Below are 15,023 nucleotides of genomic sequence, written 5' to 3'. Positions count from 1 at the left end.
TCGCGGGTAACGCGTTCACCATCTTGCTGATCCTGGCAGGTGGTTTTTGCCGACTCGGCCATCGGATTTGATCCAGCCCAACGGGCGGTCCTGGTGCTGCGCTATACGCCAGCCGCGATCGGGGCACGAAATGGTGGAACCTGCCATGAAGTTTCTGGCGGATGCCTCGTCGACTTCATGCGTCTGCAGGGCCATCGCTGCGTTTCCTTTTCGCATCGCGGCTTCGTGCGATGGTTTCCAGGTTTGGCCGGTTCGATAGGCTAACTCGGGGCCAGCGACGGCAACCGATTCAACCCAGGCCGGTGCGTCGGCCGCGAAGCCAAACAGCACCGATCCATCGATGTGATAGTTCAACGGTTTCGATGCACTTTCACGGTACCATTGCTTCCAGTCTTTGGGCAACTGTTTTTCACTGACCCTTGTTTCGTTCCTGCTTTTCTTGCGAGACAATTTTGCTGTTCGAGTGGGAAATGAATCGGCTAGTTGCATTGATGCCGCGAACGCGCCGGCGCAATCGTGAAGGTGCGGCCAAAGGCGATAGCAACCAGACGCGGATTGATAGTCTGATAAGTTTGTGACGCTGGCGGGTGTGCCCCAGTCGGCATCGACCAATCGTTGCATTTGAGCTTCGTTTTCATCAACCGCGAAAGTGCAAGTGCTGTAGACCAATCGACCGCCAGGTTTCAGCAAACGCACGGCGGCGTCTAGGATCCGATTCTGTCGCGACGCGCTATGTTGAACTTGCTTGTCGGTCATCGCGGCCGGGTTCTGTTTTCCTCGCGACACCAGTGCTTGACCGCTGCACGGCGCGTCGACCAATACCAGATCAAACTCGCTGCCGACTTTGTCAGCCAATCGATCGGGATCCAGCGAACTGATGGCGTAACGGTCTGAACCGGTTCTTGCCAAGTTGTATTTCAGCGGCGCGATCCGCGAACGGATCGGTTCATTGGCGAGCAGAAATCCATCATCGCCAATCGCTTCCAACAACGCGGACGCTTTCCCGCCGGGTGCCGCGCACAAATCACATACTCGCTGGCCCGCCAACTCATCGGTATCGCAGCCCGCTGCCGCCAACGCCAGCAATGAACCAGAATCTTGCAGGTAGAAATCACCGCCTGCGTAGGCGAGCGTTCGTGAAGGGCGAACATCGGTAGCCGTGGCTTTGCATCCAAGTGAATACCAATCCACTGGCTTGGTTTCAAAATCCAAATCCGCCGCACTTCGATGCATCCTTAACGCATTGAAATGACGACGCGACATTGCTTCGCGCATCGCAGCCGCACCGCCTGGGATTTCGATGGCTCCGACGGCGGATTCAATCTCAGCGACGCTAAAAATGCTGGCGTGATCGCGTTGCGAATCCGAATCACTCATCGTCCCGACCGATCAAGCCACTTCATCACACCAACTACGGTGGACAAGATTGCCGCCAAAATCAAGGGCGACGTAAAGGTAAACATGATGAACACGATGTGCGAAAACCGACTCGCGTCCACGCCACCTGATTCGACGGAACCGCCCGATAGCACGCTCAGTTCATCCTGTACCGCGCCGACTCGCGACGCGTAAAAAATGCCCGCTGACATCACTGCCAGCACGACGGTTGAGAGCAGCATAAAGCCCAGGCTGATCTGCGGCGGCCGACGACTGGGTTTGGCGATGGGATCAGCGGCGGAGCGGCCGCTATTGCTTGGAACATTCATGCAGGACAGTCTAACCCTGATCGATCGCTTTGGCAGCCGATCCAGAAGCCAAACTCAACTGTCGCTGATGTTCGTACAACACGATGCCAGCGGTGGTCGCCAGATTCAGGCTGCGGACCTTGTCGCTGGTCGGCAAGCGGATCGATCGGGGATCGTCGGGGTCCAGGATTGATTCGGGCAGGCCGGCGGTTTCGCGGCCAAAGACGAATACGTCGTCTTCGGCCAATTGAACATCCCATAGCGTCCGCTTGGCGAACCGCGACAGAAAGAAGAACCGCCGTGGAGCCAATTGCGTGACCAGGTCATCCCAGTTGGCGGCGTCGCCAAGTTCCAGGTGTTGCCAGTAGTCCAGTCCGGCCCGCTTCACACGTCCGTCATCAATCTGGAAGCCGGCTGGACGTACAATCCACAATTTCGCACCTACCGCGACGCAAGTTCGACCAATGTTCCCGGTGTTTTGAGGAATCTCGGGCTGGTACAACACGACATGAGCGGTCGGTCTGCTAAAAGTATTGGAGTTCACTTGATGCGTTTCCGTTCTAAAATTCGAACATTCATTTCTTCTTCCACTGATTCTATTGCTGACTACTGATGCCGATTCAAGTTACCTGCCCAAAGTGTTTGAAGCGATTCCAGGTCAGCGACAAGTTCGCCGGCAAAACTGGACCCTGCCCGAGCTGCAAGAACCAGATCAAGGTTCCTGAAAAGGGCGAAGAGGTCAAGATTCACGCTCCCGATGACGGAGCCCCCAAGGACCGCACCGGCAAAAGTGTCCTCAAGCCAATCAAGCGACAGGAAACCGATGTCACCCGCAAGGGGTTGTTCATCACAATCGGTGCCATCGTCGCCGTGGTCGCCGTGGCAGTTGGGCTGCGAATCAGCGGCGGTGTCCCGCACTGGTCTGTCTTGGCGGCGATGGCTGTTGCGATCGCTCCGCCGCTGGTCTGGGCGGGTTACAAGTTTGTTCAGGATTCCGAATTGGCTCCGTACGTGGGCAGCGAACTTCGCAACCGAGTGTTGATCTGTGGAGTCTTATTTGCGGCGCTTTGGTTGCTGTACGCGTTCATCCCGTCTTATCTGTTTGATCTCGAATCACCGTCAGAAATGTCGTTTCTGTATTTTGGAATTATCATTTCGGTGATGTTGGTGATGGGGGCGTTTGTTTCAGTCGCGACCTTTGAATTGGAATTCCCCAGCGGTCTGGCGCACGCGGGTTTGTACTTCATAGCAACGATCCTGTTGGCGGTGATCAGCGGTGTGACGCTTGCAACGGCGGCACCGTGATGTCGAAAAAGGAAATTCTGTCGGAAGTCACCGCACTGCATCGATCCAGTTCCATCATCCGCATTCCGCCTTCGCAAGATGTGCCAATGTCGGATCGGGTGCGCAGGATCCTGGATTCGTCTCCGCTGCGACGCCTCGCTTCGATCAGCCAGCTTGGAATGGTCTCGCTCGTTTATCCCGGCGCGACGCACAGTCGCCTGGAACACACTCTGGGTGTTTATCACAATGCGTTGAAACTGCTGGCGCGATTCAGCAGCACCGATCCAGACGATTCGTTTTTCACGTCGAGTGAAGCGGAAGCGTTTTTGCTTGCGACGATGCTGCATGATGTGGGTCACTGGCCATTTTGCCACCCGATCGAAGACATGCGGTTGTCGGGTTTAGGTGAGCACGAAACACGCCTGGCCGAGTTCATCGAAACCAGCGAACTGAAACAGTTGATCCAGTCGGACTGGTCCTGCACCGCCGCGGATGTGGTGGCACTACTGGACTTTGATCCCAAGCAATCACATTCAGCGGGAATTCAATTTTTTGCCAGTTGTTTAAGCAGCCCGATTGATGTCGACAAACTGGACTACTTACAACGTGATTCACTGCACGCGGGTGTTCCCTACGGCCAGAATTTTGACGCCGGGCGATTGATCAATTCGATGTGTCGGCATCCCGAAACGGGCAAGCTTGCGATCACTGAAAAAGGCCGAACGGCGGCCGAGATGATGGTCTTTGCACGCTACGTGATGTTCAGCGAAGTTTATTGGCACCCCAGCGTGCGTTCGGCAACCGCGATGCTGCAACGAAGCGTCTACCACTTGCAGAAAGAAATTGATCTGCCATCAACTTTGAAGATGGATGATCGCGACTGGATTGCGATGCTTCGTCGCGGTGCAAAGGGCACGGAATATGAAACCATGGTGGAAGGTTTGTTTGGTCCACGGCGAGAGTTGTTCAAACGAGTCGCCGAGTATTCAGTGCTGCAATCAGGTTCACGAATTCATGACGCACTGGCTCGGCGACCGTATTGGTGGTTGGTGGCGGCATCCGAAAAACTAGCCGACTTGGTCAGTTGCGAAACAGGAATTGAAGTACAAGCCGCCGACATCCTGATCGATGCACCACCGGTCAAGCTAGAAGTCGATATCAACGTTGACGTGATCGGACGCGACGGCAGCGTCCGAACGCTGGGCGAAGTATCGCCGGTCGCATCGGCGCTGGCCCACCAGCAATTCGATAACCACGTCAAACGCGTGCGTGTGTTCGTGCGCGGCGGACTTCGCGAAGTGCTGGCGCAGAAAATAGAATCGTCTCAGTGGGACGATTGGATCATGCAGGCGATCGGCGAAGTTGAAAATGAAATTGTGTGAGCGGTGACGACCGTAGCAGAAAACCGGAGGCCTGGCGGAGTTTGCTGGAGCCCAACGGCGTGGGCTGCTAACAATCAGATGCACTCGCCGTGTGTCGCAGAGCTCCACACGGCCTACAAGGTGGCGTTTGCCGGGAAGTGTCGAAACCCTTTTTATTGAGTCTTCGGCGCGTAAATATAGATGTCGTGTTGGTGGCGAACGATCTCGCCTTCCACCAAGTAGATGACATCTTCGGAAACGTTTTCGGCCAAGTCGGCGATGCGTTCTAGGTGCCGTGACGCGCTGAAGCAATGGACACCGGGTTCGATAAACTCGGGATTGTCTTTCATTGTTTCGTGCAATTGATCGATGACAATTCGATTCAATCGATCGACCATCTCGTCTTCTGCGATTGCTGATTTCGCTTTTTCTGCGTCGCGTTCAACGAAGGCATCCAAAGCCATTTTGACCATCTTGGTAGCAGTGGAGACCATTTCCTGCAATTCGTCCGGAATGGGAAACAGCGGAAAGAAGTCTAGCGACTTACTTCGTTCGGCAATGTTGCATGCCAGGTCAGCCATGCGTTCCAAATCGGCATTCACCTTCACCACCGAGATCAACCAACGCAGGTCGGTGGCAACAGGTTGATGCAGCGCCATCAGTTTCAAGCACTCTTCTTCGATCTTTAAATCGGTTTCATTGACCTGTGCGTCGGTCTTGATGACGCGATCAGCCAACTCTGGTTCTCGATTGACCAGCGACCTGACCGACAACTGAATCATTTGCTCAACAACGCCGAATTGGCCTATCAGTTCGCTTCGAAGGGCATCTAGCCCAAGTTCTAAATGCTTCGACATAAGATCAACCGAACCGCCCGCTAACGTAGTCTTCGGTTTGCTTATTCTCTGGATTCGTGAAGATACGGTCGGTTGGCCCATACTCGACAACTTTGCCCTCAAAGAAGAACGCGGTCTTGTCGCTGCACCTGGACGCTTGCTGCATGTTGTGCGTCACGATCACGATCGTGTACTGCGTCCGAAGTTCGTCCATCAGATCTTCGATTGCCAACGTCGATGCTGGATCCAAGGCGCTGCAAGGTTCATCCATCAGCAAGACTTCTGGACCGACTGCGATCGCGCGTGCGATACAAAGCCTTTGTTGTTGTCCACCGGAAAGCCCCAACGCGGGTTTGTTCAATCGGTCTTTGACTTCGTCCCAAAGTGCAGCTTTGCGAAGCGACCATTCGACCAAGTCGGCAAGTTCGCTGCGATTGGCTTTCATGTGCAACCGCGGGCCGAAGGCAACGTTGTCGAAGATTGATTTTGGAAAAGGGTTTGCTTTTTGAAAGACAATTCCAACACGTCTGCGAAGGTCAACCACGTCGATTGATTTTGACAACAGATCGGTGTCGCCCATGCGAAGCGTTCCGGAGGCTCTTGCGATCGCAATCGTATCGTTCATGCGATTGCACCAACGCAACAAGGTGCTTTTGCCGCAGCCGCTTGGGCCAATGAACGCAGTGACTTGATTGCGTGGAATCTTGATCGTGACTCCGTGCAACGCTTGGAAGTCACCGTACCATGAATCAAGGTTCAAGATTTCAAGAGCAAATTGCTCCTGCGAAATCTCGGTCGGTGTCGCTGTCTGGATCGTCGGCGAACCGGCAAAGGCTTCTTTTTCGGTGGTCACAGTATTTTTACTAGTAACAGTGTTTGCTTTGGTAACAGTATTCATTGAGTTGATTCGCGGAACCATGAAAGCGTTGGGCTGACTTCCCTAAGGAACGAGCGGGAAATTAGTGTCGCCTTTCGCTCCGCGAAAGTAGCGAATTCGCTGCTTTCGCGGAGCGAAAGGCGACTATAAAAAGTCGCACGTTCCTAAGTGAAAGTTTAACACAGCAGGAGTTGGGGAATCGCTGATTCGGGCATTTGGGAAGAATCACTAACTGAGGGGTTTCTGCATCTTTTGCCGGATGAGGACGGCGATGGCGTTGAACGAGAGCAAAATCGCCAGCAAAATGATGATTCCGCCTGCCGCGATGTCATGAAACGCCTCCTGCGGGCGGCTGGTCCAGTTATAAATCTGCAGCGGCATGACGGTGAAATCGTCCATCAAATGCTGCGGAGCGTTGCGGATGTAAACGATCCCGGCAATGATCAAAATCGGTGCGGTTTCGCCAATCGCGCGACTCATCGCCAAGATCGCCCCCGTCATGATTCCTGGGATCGCGGCGGGCAATGTGACGGTGCGGACGACCTGCCAGGGAGTTGCCCCCAACCCCAACGCACCGGCTCGCAGCGAACTTGGAACGGCACGCAACGCTTCCTGCGACGAGATGATGATCACTGGCAAGATGACCAGCATCAAAGTCATCGCACCAGCCAACACGCCACGACCAAACGGCACCTGAAAGTAGTACCAAGATTTCTGGCTCACTCGTCCCGCTTCGGCGTCGGCAAACAACGTGTTTTCTAAAACGGCGGGATCTTCCGGGTAGGGATCATCGTAAGTGATGACGTTGATTTCAGTCGGCACAAGCTTGGAATAGTCAACGATCGTTGCGCCGTCGGCGTCACGTGCAAAGGTGTAAGCTTCCATCCCTTCGGAGACGACCGACAACTTGTCATCAACGTTTTCGACCGGAATCAGAATCGCCCGATCGCCCTCGCTGAAGAATTGGTTGTAGTAGGTTACGCCCAATTCAAAGCCGCTAGATTGAGAATCCTGATCACGTTCAAACAAACCAAACATCGAAACAAATGCGGTCAATCCAAGGATCCCGTAAACGACGCTTGGAACGCCAGCTAAGTTACTGATGTTCAATTGAATCAAGCCATAGACCCATCCGCCCAGCTTGCTCTTCGGCGGAAACTCTTCCAACAAGATCGCGGTCGCGATTCCGATTGGCAGCGTCATCAACCCACACATCGCACAGACCCAAACGGTTCCAAAGAACGCAGGACGAACACCGGCCTGTTCGGGGTCGGGTTCAGGCGGGTTTGATAACAGTGTCCACGACAATGCGGGAAGACCGTGAGAAAGAATCGAGTACAGCAGCCAACACAACACGGCTACCGATGATGTCGCTGTTGCAACACAAAGATAGCTGAACCACTTTTCGGTCAACATGCGACCGGCGCGACCACGCAGTTCCGGTGTGGATCGCTGATCGGAATTTGATTGGGACGATGATTCTGGCATCACTCGTACGCCTCGCGGTAGCGACGACGGACCACATTGCCGATCATCGTTAGGGAAAGAGTGATCATGAACAGCGTGAAAGCGACTGCGTACATTGAATAGTATTCGATTCCAAAGTTGGAAACGTCGCCGCCCGCCATCTGAACCATGAAACCCGTCATCGTTTGAATTTCATCACGAGGATCACCGGTCACTTGCGGACGCGAACCACAAGCAATCGCGACGATCATCGTTTCGCCAATCGCTCGAGCGATCGCCAACAAGAACGCACTGATGATGCCGCTAAGTGCCGCTGGCAAGATCACTTTCACCGTCGCGTCGAACCGCGTTCCACCCAATCCGTAGGCACCATCGCGTAGCGAACTGGGAACGGCTTGCAGCGCATCTTCGGCCAGCGAACAAACCGTCGGCAAGCAAAGAATCCCGACGGCGATTCCGCCGCTGGTTGCATTGAACACATTGAACCCGCCATGCAACCATTGCAGGAACGGCGTGATGGTCACCAGTGCAAAGAAACCATAGACCACCGTTGGCACGCCCGCCAAAACTTCCAACACAGGTTTCAAAACAGCACGAACTTTTCGCGGGGCATACTCGCTCAAATACACTGCGGTGATCAAACCAAGCGGCAACGCGATCGCCATTGCGATGACAGTGACCAGCATCGTTCCGCTGATCAACGCCCAGATCCCAAAGCTCTTTGTGCTGCCTAGCAGCGGCGTCCATTGGCCTGAGCCGAGAAAGTTGGACAAGGTGACTTCGTCGCTGCGAAAGAAATTCAGCGTCTCGGTCAACAACACGCCGACGATCGCAATCGTGATCAACAGCGAGAACACTCCGCAGAGAACCAACACCGCATAAACACCAATCTCCCGAATTCGCACACCTCTTAACGAGCGTCGATCGGCTGCAAGGATCGAGCGAACTCGATCGTTGAGGTCAGCGGTAGATTCGGGGGTATTCATTTAACAGTGTTTACTCAGCCGGCGTTTACTCAGCCGGTGTTCATTTACCGGTATTCAAGTTGGTGGCTTGGAAAACTTCTGTTACAGGGCCTTCACGTTTTTCGCCGTCCGCGTTGACATAGTGCGTCCCGGTTTTGCGACTGCGAACGTTCTTCAAACCCATTTTGTAAATGTCCGCGGGCAGAGCAACGTAGCCTGTCTTTTCCGCCATCTTGGGTGCATTTTGAATGTAGAACGTGGCGAAGCGTTTTACCTCGGGACGCGACAACGACTTGGCGTTGATGTAGATAAACAATGGACGGCTAAACGGAGCGTATTCACCGCTTTCGATCGTTGAGCTCTCTGGCGACACTGCGTCACCGGTTTCAGGATTGATGACGGGAACCGCCTTCAACTTGTCTTTGTTCTCTTCGTAATAGGCGACTCCGAAAAAGCCAATCGCCGAAGGTGATCCTGATACGCCAGTGACCAGAACGTTGTCATCTTCACTGGTGCTCATGTCGGCTCGCAGCGAGCCTTTTTTTCCAGCGACCACTTCCATGAAGTAATCGAACGTTCCCGAGTCGGTACCCGGTGCGAAGATTTGAATGGGTTTGTTGGGCCAGCCGTCGCGAACTTCGGACCAAGACTTGGCAGCCGTGTCGGCGTTGAAAATCGTCTTAATTTCGTCAACGGTCAAATGATCGACCCAGTCGTTATCTTTGTGAACAACGATCGTTAGTCCGTCATAAGCCACTGGCAGTTCGACGAACGAGACGCCGCTTTCATTCGCCGCATCGAACTCTTCGCCCTTGATCGGACGCGATGCATCGGAGACATCCGTTTCGCCCTTCGTGAATCGTTTGAATCCGCCGCCGGTTCCCGACACGCCGACATTGACGGTCACGTTGGGGAACTTCTTGTAGAACTCGCTCGCGGTCGCTTCGCTGATCGGGAACACGGTGCTGCTGCCATCGATTTCGACTCGGCCTTGCAGTTCTGTGTTGGCCGTTGTCGAAACGGGAGTTTCAGTACTGGTAGCTTCTGCCGCAACTGGCATTTTCTTGCCCGAGCCAGCCGTATCGCTTGTTGATACCGAGTTGTCGGCAACAGTAGGAGCAGCCGGCTCGCAGCCTGCGAAGAACAATGTGGCTGAAAAGCTAAGAAGTAGGTTCAGCGAAAATCGAGTCGATCTCGGCATCGTTTCTGGTCCAAAGTCTTGCGAAGAGAGGTAGAAAGGGAACTTGGGGCGAAGTGACACCTTCCGGCATCGCCCCTTCTGGAGCCGCAAGCTAACATCCCCATTCCCCGATGACGAGGCTCGCCTTGGCGATACTTTGATGAAGATTCGGTGAAGGCCGAAAACGCGGGAATCTATGCGGAAAACACCGGCATTGACGCCAGAAATTCACATTCCAATGGGTGGGGTGATGAAACTGAGTCCGATTTCTGAGCAGAACTCGCCCGTTATTCCGACGGAATTGCCCTGAAACAACTTCACGAAATTGGATTCCAGCAAATCCCAACCCGAACGCGTAAGCGAGGGATTTCCACGCCAAACAATATCCCTCATCCCTCGCCTGCGCGTTCGGGTTGGGAAACCGGGAAGTTGTCTAGGGACGGTTCCTAAGTGAATAAACCCAGCGATGAGTTTCGCTTGCGTTGTCATCCGCCGCCGCTATCGAGATTTGCGAGTCTTTTTGCTCCTCGGTTCCCAGCACCGCAGTGACCTCCACGACGCCGTCCGCCTTTGGATGGATCGCATAGGTGCTGCCTAAAAATTCAGGCGTTTCCTTGACCCGACATGCGATGTCGAAACGGAATTCACCGCTTTCTCTATCCACATTTCCATCGCCATCAGTCTGCCAGCCGACGCTGATGCTCCAGTGACCTCTTCCTGCGCCGCCGACACCCAGGATCATCAGAACGTCCTCGATCGGCTCCAGCGAAATCTGCTGAATCGGTGGTGAGGCAGGCCAGTCCTGCATTCCGTCGCCGTCAACGCTGGACAAGCAGACTTGATCGCCAACCAGAACGCGATGCACAAACCGATCCTTCGACCAACGGTATTCAATTGCCATTCGTCCGCAGGGTGATACCAGTCGGTGTACCGTTTCGGCTAAGTCTTTCGAGGCAGGCTCAGGCATTTTTGGAATCGCTTTCTGGCTTATTGGTTGACCGGTTCGCTGGAAAGGCTGGCGAATGCGGACAATAACTTCAACCCATCTGCCTGGCTCTTTTCAGGGTGGAACTGAGTCGCGAAGACATTGCCTTTTTCAATCGCCGCACAAAACGGGTGACCATAGTCACACTGCAGCGCCACCACCGAAGCATCCGCGGGCTGAACGTAGTAAGAATGGACAAAGTAAAAGTGCGTCTGATCGGGAATGTCAGCCAACAGCGGCGAAGAACCTTTTTTGACAATCGTGTTCCAGCCCATGTGGGGAACCTTTAGGTCTCCCATCTTCGCCGGATCAAATCGGACCACATCGCCCTTGATGATTCCGAGCCCTTCGTATTCCCCGTGCTCAAAGCCCCGTTCAAAGAGCAGTTGAAGCCCCAGGCAGATCCCAAAAAACGGCTTTCCCGATCCAATGAAGTCAACAATCGGACCAGCCAGATCTCGCCGGCGGATTTCTGCCATGGCATCGCCAAAGGCTCCCACGCCCGGCAAAACCAACTTTTCGGCGGCCGCGATTTCACCCGGCTCGCTGCTGATCCGGGCCTCCACGCCCACTTTCTCGAACGCCTTTTGTACGCTCCGCAAGTTGCCCATTTGATAGTCGACGATCGTGATCATGAGCAAAAACTCAGCAGCAGAAATACGGTGGGGGAAATACGGTGGGGAAGCGAACCAGGCCAGTGACCGATTTGCTACAGCGTTGGCAATTCGATCCCTCCGGTTTAACATCACGGACCCGCCAGGCAAACCATCCGTTCGCACAAATTTTGTCATGACCGTCCCAAATCCCGAATCCTCTGATCTTGAATCAAGCGACTCGCTCGAAGCACTCAGTCGCTTGATGCAGACGCTGCGTGATCGTGCCCAGCAGATGCCCGAAGGCTCCTACACGACCAAATTGATGGCCGGCGGCTCCGCAAAAATCGGCGGCAAAATCCGCGAGGAAGCCGAAGAGCTGATCGAAGCTGCCGACGAATCTGGTGACCAAGGACGTGAACACTTCATTTACGAAGCAGGCGACTTGATCTATCACACAATGGTGATGCTGGCTTGGCGAGGCGTCGACCTAACCGAAGTCGCCGCTGAACTGGCGCGACGCGAAGGAACTTCGGGGTTGACCGAAAAAGCAAACCGAAAAAATAATGAAAATGTCCCGTAGCTGATCCCGCCAGGGTTCAGTCCAACCCGACTGAACCCTGGCGGGATCAGCTACGTTTTAGCGGGTTCAGCGACTCATCCCTCCGATCTCCAAACCCTTTCGACCTCAAGTCTTCAATCTAAAGTTTACCGTTGGACTCACAAAACAATCTTCGCATCGGCGTCCCCAGCAAAGGGCGGCTCAGCGAAATCGCAGGCGATCTGCTCAGCCAAGCTGGACTGAAATATCGGCGTCAAAATCGCGGGCTCTTTGCGCGGGTCAACGGGCTGCCGATCGACATTATCTTTCTTCGCACCGATGACATCCCCACGCTTTGTGCCGAAGGCGCGATCGACATGGGCGTCACCGGCAGCGACCTGGTCGACGAAGCAGGCCTCGGTAGCGAAAATTCCGCCGTCTCAACTCGAATGCAATTAGGCGTCGGCCGTTGCCGGTTAGCGATCTGCGTCCCCGACGACACGTCACTGAAAACCGCAGCCGACTTAGACAAAAAACGTATCGCGACCAGCTTCCCCACCGTGACTGCCGATTACCTGGTCAAGCACAATGCTAAGGCGCATCTGGTCGCACTTGCTGGCAGCGTCGAAGTGATGATCGGCCTCGGTGTCGCCGATGCGATCGTTGACCTGGTAGAAACCGGCAGCACGCTGGCGGCAAACCGTTTAAAAATCCTGGAAGAAATCGGATCCTACGAAACCGTCCTGATCCAAGGCAGCAGTTGCCGCGATAAAGACACCGCGGACCGCGTCGTCCGCCGGCTCGAAGGTGTCGTCATCGCCCGTGACTACTCGCTTTTGGAATACAACATTCCCCGATCAAAGTTATCGCAAGCCGAAGCGATCACTCCCGGATTCAATTCGCCGACCGTTAACTCGCTTGAAAACAAAGACTGGTGCAGCATCCGTGTGATGGTCCGCCGCAAAGAAGTGATCGACGCGATGGAAAAACTCGAATCGCTCGGCGCGTCGGCGATCATGGAAACGTCCATCTCCAATTGTCGACTTTAAAACCAACCACAACACTCGCTAAGCGAAACCAAACGAATGTCTGAACAAATTGACGAAGTCCCGATCGAGATCAATGTCAAAGACGTCAAGAAATTGCTCGATGAGGCAAAGGGCAACGATGACAAAGTGTTTGTCTTGCTTGATGTTCGCGAGCAACAAGAGAACGATTTTGCGTCGATCGACGGCAGCCAATTGCTGCCGATGAGCGAATTGAAAGATCGGATCGGCGAACTTCAACCGCTCAAAGATTCTCACGTCGTGGTCCATTGCCACCACGGCGGTCGCAGCCTCAGCGTGACACAGTTTCTACGTCAACAAGGATTCACCCGCGTGCAAAACATGACCGGCGGAATCGATGACTGGAGCCTGCAGATCGATTCGGAAGTGCCTCGTTATTAACGATCACCAATCCGGCTGAAGCTACACGCTTGATTCGTCCGAACTTCGCTGGAGTTCAAAGCAAGTAATCTCCGGCCGCGAATTGAAACGCACCTTCAACCCGTACCCGATCCCGCGGTTGATGTAGAGCGTTCGTTTACGATCCAGGTCATAGAAACCGCTGACGTAATTTCGATTGCGAACCGGCAACCGAGGCGGTGGCAAAAACGGTGGCTTGCATTGCCCGCCATGCGTGTGACCCGACAAGATCACGCCTTGGAAATCACCCCAGATGGTTTGATCGCAAACGTCCGGGTTGTGACACAAACAAAGACTGCCACGTGATGCCGACGCTTCCCGCAGCACTCGGCGAAACTGATATCGCGGAGACCAAAAATCGTCTAAGCCAAAGACGTCCAGCCCATCAACATTAACATGCTCATCACGCAAAACTTGAATCCCAAGTTCCGATAAAGCTCCGGTGACTTGATCTGCTATGACTGTATCAGACCACCTGGAACCGTAGTCATGATTACCCAAGCAACCCAGCGTTGTGATGCTGGCGGGATTCAGATTGGCAAAGATGCGCTGGATCGTTGAAGTCGCACCCTGAAAGCTATGGTCGATGAAGTCGCCCGTCATGACCAACAAGTCAGGTTTCAACTGGTTGATTGAATCAATCGTTGCCAACAGGTGTTCTTCGGACGTTGCCCCGATGTGAAAGTCAGAAACCTGCACCATCGTTTTGCCATGAAGATTCGGCGGCAGGCCAACGATTGGTAGCGAAGCTTGTCGGATCTGCAACCAATGCGGTTCGATGCAGGTTGTCCACCCGAACAAACCGGCCCCTGCAACAGCCCCGCCTAGAAAACGCCGTCGCGTTAACATCCCCGCCGTTACAGGACGGTGGCGTTCATGATCGGACCGCATGAGTTCTGGTTGTGACAAACTAATAGAGACTGGCGAGTGCTAAGGAGACTTGCTTGTCTAGTTCGTTATAGCCGAGTTGCCGTCACTCGCCAAATTAATCGGAGGAAACCCAGGTAGACGCATGTTCGACTTGGACTGGCCTTTCGCATCTTCACCATGGAAGAGCTGCTTCAGATCTTGTTCAAGCTGGACGCAGGAGATGTAACATCGTAGGCACTCCGGATCATTTCGCATGAGACCCTCGAGGTCACTTAATGCAGACTCAGACAGTTGTCCGTCTAACAGTTCCCACGTGAGTTGTTCGGTACGCTCAACGCTTGACAGTTCGTTCGTTGCATCTGAGTTCATCTTCACATTCCAATTTCAATCAAGGTGCCAGTTTCAATCAGGTTTTCCGTTTTCGGCTGAACGTTGCCTAAAAGCGTCATTCAGCCAGGAATACCTTACGAGCGAAGCTGACTTAGGCATCGTGACTCGCTCGGTCATACGCCCACCTTCTTTGCAAAGCAAATACCAAAACCAGATTGCAATCCGAAAGGGGCTGGATTCGCCCCGCATTCCTGACACAAAGGCGAATCCATTCCAAAAGATCGACTTTTGAATCCATGATGCTTAAAAAAGAAGCACCAGAATCTGCCAAAATGACTCCATTCCAGTCAGGAAGTACGGTCCCGATGAATGGTCGGATTGCATAAACCCGTCACCGTATATCAGTATCAACAAAGGCGCTCACGATTCGCACGGCGAAACCAGAACCGGTGAAACGCGACCGGAACAAGCCTTTAGCATGAAACGCTAAGTCCCCCCCCAGGACTTCGCCCCATCACGCCCATCGCCCAACGCCGTGAAGGGTTTCTAAATTGTTTAACCGCGTGGGCATCGCCCCGCGCGT

At 54.0% G+C, this 15,023-nt stretch carries 16 protein-coding genes; 5 read left to right on the top strand and 11 right to left on the bottom strand.

Annotated features, from left to right (window positions below):
- Positions 1-15: 15 nt before the first annotated feature.
- Genes RC85_RS07570 through RC85_RS07560 form a run of 3 tightly spaced genes read right to left on the bottom strand, consistent with a single transcriptional unit; the run spans position 16 to position 2,229 of the window.
- Positions 16-1,377, bottom strand: coding sequence for a methyltransferase RsmF C-terminal domain-like protein (locus RC85_RS07570; protein ID WP_068260678.1), 1,362 nt, complete (start codon positions 1,375-1,377; stop codon positions 16-18).
- A complete protein-coding gene (locus RC85_RS07565) occupies positions 1,374-1,706 on the bottom strand; it encodes a hypothetical protein (RefSeq protein ID WP_068260677.1) in 333 nt (110 codons plus the stop codon). The genes RC85_RS07570 and RC85_RS07565 overlap by 4 nt, the downstream gene beginning before the upstream one ends.
- A gap of 10 nt (positions 1,707-1,716) precedes the next feature.
- Positions 1,717-2,229, bottom strand: coding sequence for a tRNA (cytidine(34)-2'-O)-methyltransferase (locus tag RC85_RS07560; protein ID WP_068260676.1), 513 nt, complete (start codon positions 2,227-2,229; stop codon positions 1,717-1,719).
- Between the two features lie 68 nt (positions 2,230-2,297).
- On the opposite strand from RC85_RS07560, the gene RC85_RS07555 reads away from it, so the two are divergent.
- Both RC85_RS07555 and RC85_RS07550 read left to right on the top strand, forming a co-directional pair.
- Positions 2,298-2,990: a hypothetical protein gene (locus RC85_RS07555; protein WP_068260673.1), complete on the top strand. Its 693-nt coding sequence runs from the start codon at positions 2,298-2,300 to the stop codon at positions 2,988-2,990.
- Complete coding sequence (locus RC85_RS07550; protein ID WP_068260670.1) at positions 2,990-4,351, top strand: HD domain-containing protein; 1,362 nt, start codon at positions 2,990-2,992, stop codon at positions 4,349-4,351. Before RC85_RS07555 ends, RC85_RS07550 begins: the two co-directional genes overlap by 1 nt.
- Before the next feature lie 152 nt (positions 4,352-4,503).
- Here RC85_RS07550 and phoU read toward each other — a convergent pair whose 3' ends face one another.
- From phoU to hisH, 7 genes are all read right to left on the bottom strand, one after another.
- Entirely contained in the window at positions 4,504-5,187 is a 684-nt protein-coding gene (gene phoU, locus RC85_RS07545) for a phosphate signaling complex protein PhoU (protein ID WP_068260666.1), read from the bottom strand.
- A gap of 4 nt (positions 5,188-5,191) precedes the next feature.
- Entirely contained in the window at positions 5,192-6,064 is an 873-nt protein-coding gene (pstB, locus tag RC85_RS07540; RefSeq protein WP_084422453.1) for a phosphate ABC transporter ATP-binding protein PstB, read from the bottom strand.
- Positions 6,065-6,271: 207 nt separating this feature from the next.
- Positions 6,272-7,531: a PstA family ABC transporter permease gene (locus RC85_RS07535; RefSeq protein ID WP_068260661.1), complete on the bottom strand. Its 1,260-nt coding sequence runs from the start codon at positions 7,529-7,531 to the stop codon at positions 6,272-6,274.
- On the bottom strand, positions 7,531-8,496 hold the full coding sequence (gene pstC / locus RC85_RS07530; protein WP_084422442.1) for a phosphate ABC transporter permease subunit PstC: 966 nt from the start codon (positions 8,494-8,496) through the stop codon (positions 7,531-7,533). The genes RC85_RS07535 and pstC overlap by 1 nt, the downstream gene beginning before the upstream one ends.
- Positions 8,497-8,536: 40 nt before the next feature.
- Positions 8,537-9,676 carry a PstS family phosphate ABC transporter substrate-binding protein gene (locus RC85_RS07525; protein ID WP_084422441.1) on the bottom strand — a complete coding sequence of 380 codons (1,140 nt, stop codon included), beginning with the start codon at positions 9,674-9,676 and terminating at the stop codon, positions 8,537-8,539.
- Positions 9,677-10,088: 412 nt separating this feature from the next.
- A complete protein-coding gene (locus tag RC85_RS07520) occupies positions 10,089-10,622 on the bottom strand; it encodes a hypothetical protein (RefSeq protein ID WP_149752940.1) in 534 nt (177 codons plus the stop codon).
- 20 nt (positions 10,623-10,642) lie between these two features.
- Positions 10,643-11,275 carry an imidazole glycerol phosphate synthase subunit HisH gene (hisH, locus tag RC85_RS07515; RefSeq protein ID WP_068260741.1) on the bottom strand — a complete coding sequence of 211 codons (633 nt, stop codon included), beginning with the start codon at positions 11,273-11,275 and terminating at the stop codon, positions 10,643-10,645.
- Positions 11,276-11,429: 154 nt separating this feature from the next.
- Here hisH and RC85_RS07510 point away from each other — a divergent pair, with 154 nt between their 5' ends.
- The 3 genes from RC85_RS07510 (at position 11,430) to RC85_RS07500 (ending at position 13,222) form a co-directional block, all read left to right on the top strand.
- Positions 11,430-11,816, top strand: a complete 387-nt coding sequence (locus RC85_RS07510) for a phosphoribosyl-ATP diphosphatase (protein WP_068260655.1) — start codon at positions 11,430-11,432, stop codon at positions 11,814-11,816.
- 131 nt (positions 11,817-11,947) lie between these two features.
- Positions 11,948-12,823, top strand: a complete 876-nt coding sequence (gene hisG, locus RC85_RS07505; RefSeq protein WP_068260652.1) for an ATP phosphoribosyltransferase — start codon at positions 11,948-11,950, stop codon at positions 12,821-12,823.
- A 36-nt stretch (positions 12,824-12,859) separates the two neighbouring features.
- Complete coding sequence (locus RC85_RS07500; protein WP_068260650.1) at positions 12,860-13,222, top strand: rhodanese-like domain-containing protein; 363 nt, start codon at positions 12,860-12,862, stop codon at positions 13,220-13,222.
- 21 nt (positions 13,223-13,243) lie between these two features.
- Here RC85_RS07500 and RC85_RS07495 read toward each other — a convergent pair whose 3' ends face one another.
- On the bottom strand, positions 13,244-14,005 hold the full coding sequence (locus RC85_RS07495) for a metallophosphoesterase (protein ID WP_160148196.1): 762 nt from the start codon (positions 14,003-14,005) through the stop codon (positions 13,244-13,246).
- Positions 14,006-15,023 lie beyond the last annotated feature (1,018 nt).

This window comes from Rubripirellula obstinata, from assembly GCF_001642955.1.
In the GTDB taxonomy this organism is placed as follows: Bacteria; Planctomycetota; Planctomycetia; order Pirellulales; family Pirellulaceae; genus Rubripirellula; species Rubripirellula obstinata.
This window is presented reverse-complemented; position numbering and strand designations above follow the sequence as displayed.

What these genes read in the sequence shown, in the direction of transcription:
- RC85_RS07570 (WP_068260678.1), bottom strand. Translation starts at nt 1,377, where the DNA reads ATGAGTGATTCGGATTCGCAACGCGATCACGCCAGCATTTTTAGCGTC.
- RC85_RS07565 (WP_068260677.1), bottom strand. Translation starts at nt 1,706, where the DNA reads ATGAATGTTCCAAGCAATAGCGGCCGCTCCGCCGCTGATCCCATCGCC.
- RC85_RS07555 (WP_068260673.1), top strand. Translation starts at nt 2,298, where the DNA reads ATGCCGATTCAAGTTACCTGCCCAAAGTGTTTGAAGCGATTCCAGGTC.
- RC85_RS07550 (WP_068260670.1), top strand. Translation starts at nt 2,990, where the DNA reads ATGTCGAAAAAGGAAATTCTGTCGGAAGTCACCGCACTGCATCGATCC.
- phoU (WP_068260666.1), bottom strand. Translation starts at nt 5,187, where the DNA reads ATGTCGAAGCATTTAGAACTTGGGCTAGATGCCCTTCGAAGCGAACTG.
- pstB (WP_084422453.1), bottom strand. Translation starts at nt 6,064, where the DNA reads ATGAATACTGTTACCAAAGCAAACACTGTTACTAGTAAAAATACTGTG.
- RC85_RS07535 (WP_068260661.1), bottom strand. Translation starts at nt 7,531, where the DNA reads ATGCCAGAATCATCGTCCCAATCAAATTCCGATCAGCGATCCACACCG.
- pstC (WP_084422442.1), bottom strand. Translation starts at nt 8,496, where the DNA reads ATGAATACCCCCGAATCTACCGCTGACCTCAACGATCGAGTTCGCTCG.
- RC85_RS07525 (WP_084422441.1), bottom strand. Translation starts at nt 9,676, where the DNA reads ATGCCGAGATCGACTCGATTTTCGCTGAACCTACTTCTTAGCTTTTCA.
- RC85_RS07520 (WP_149752940.1), bottom strand. Translation starts at nt 10,622, where the DNA reads ATGCCTGAGCCTGCCTCGAAAGACTTAGCCGAAACGGTACACCGACTG.
- hisH (WP_068260741.1), bottom strand. Translation starts at nt 11,275, where the DNA reads ATGATCACGATCGTCGACTATCAAATGGGCAACTTGCGGAGCGTACAA.
- RC85_RS07510 (WP_068260655.1), top strand. Translation starts at nt 11,430, where the DNA reads ATGACCGTCCCAAATCCCGAATCCTCTGATCTTGAATCAAGCGACTCG.
- RC85_RS07500 (WP_068260650.1), top strand. Translation starts at nt 12,860, where the DNA reads ATGTCTGAACAAATTGACGAAGTCCCGATCGAGATCAATGTCAAAGAC.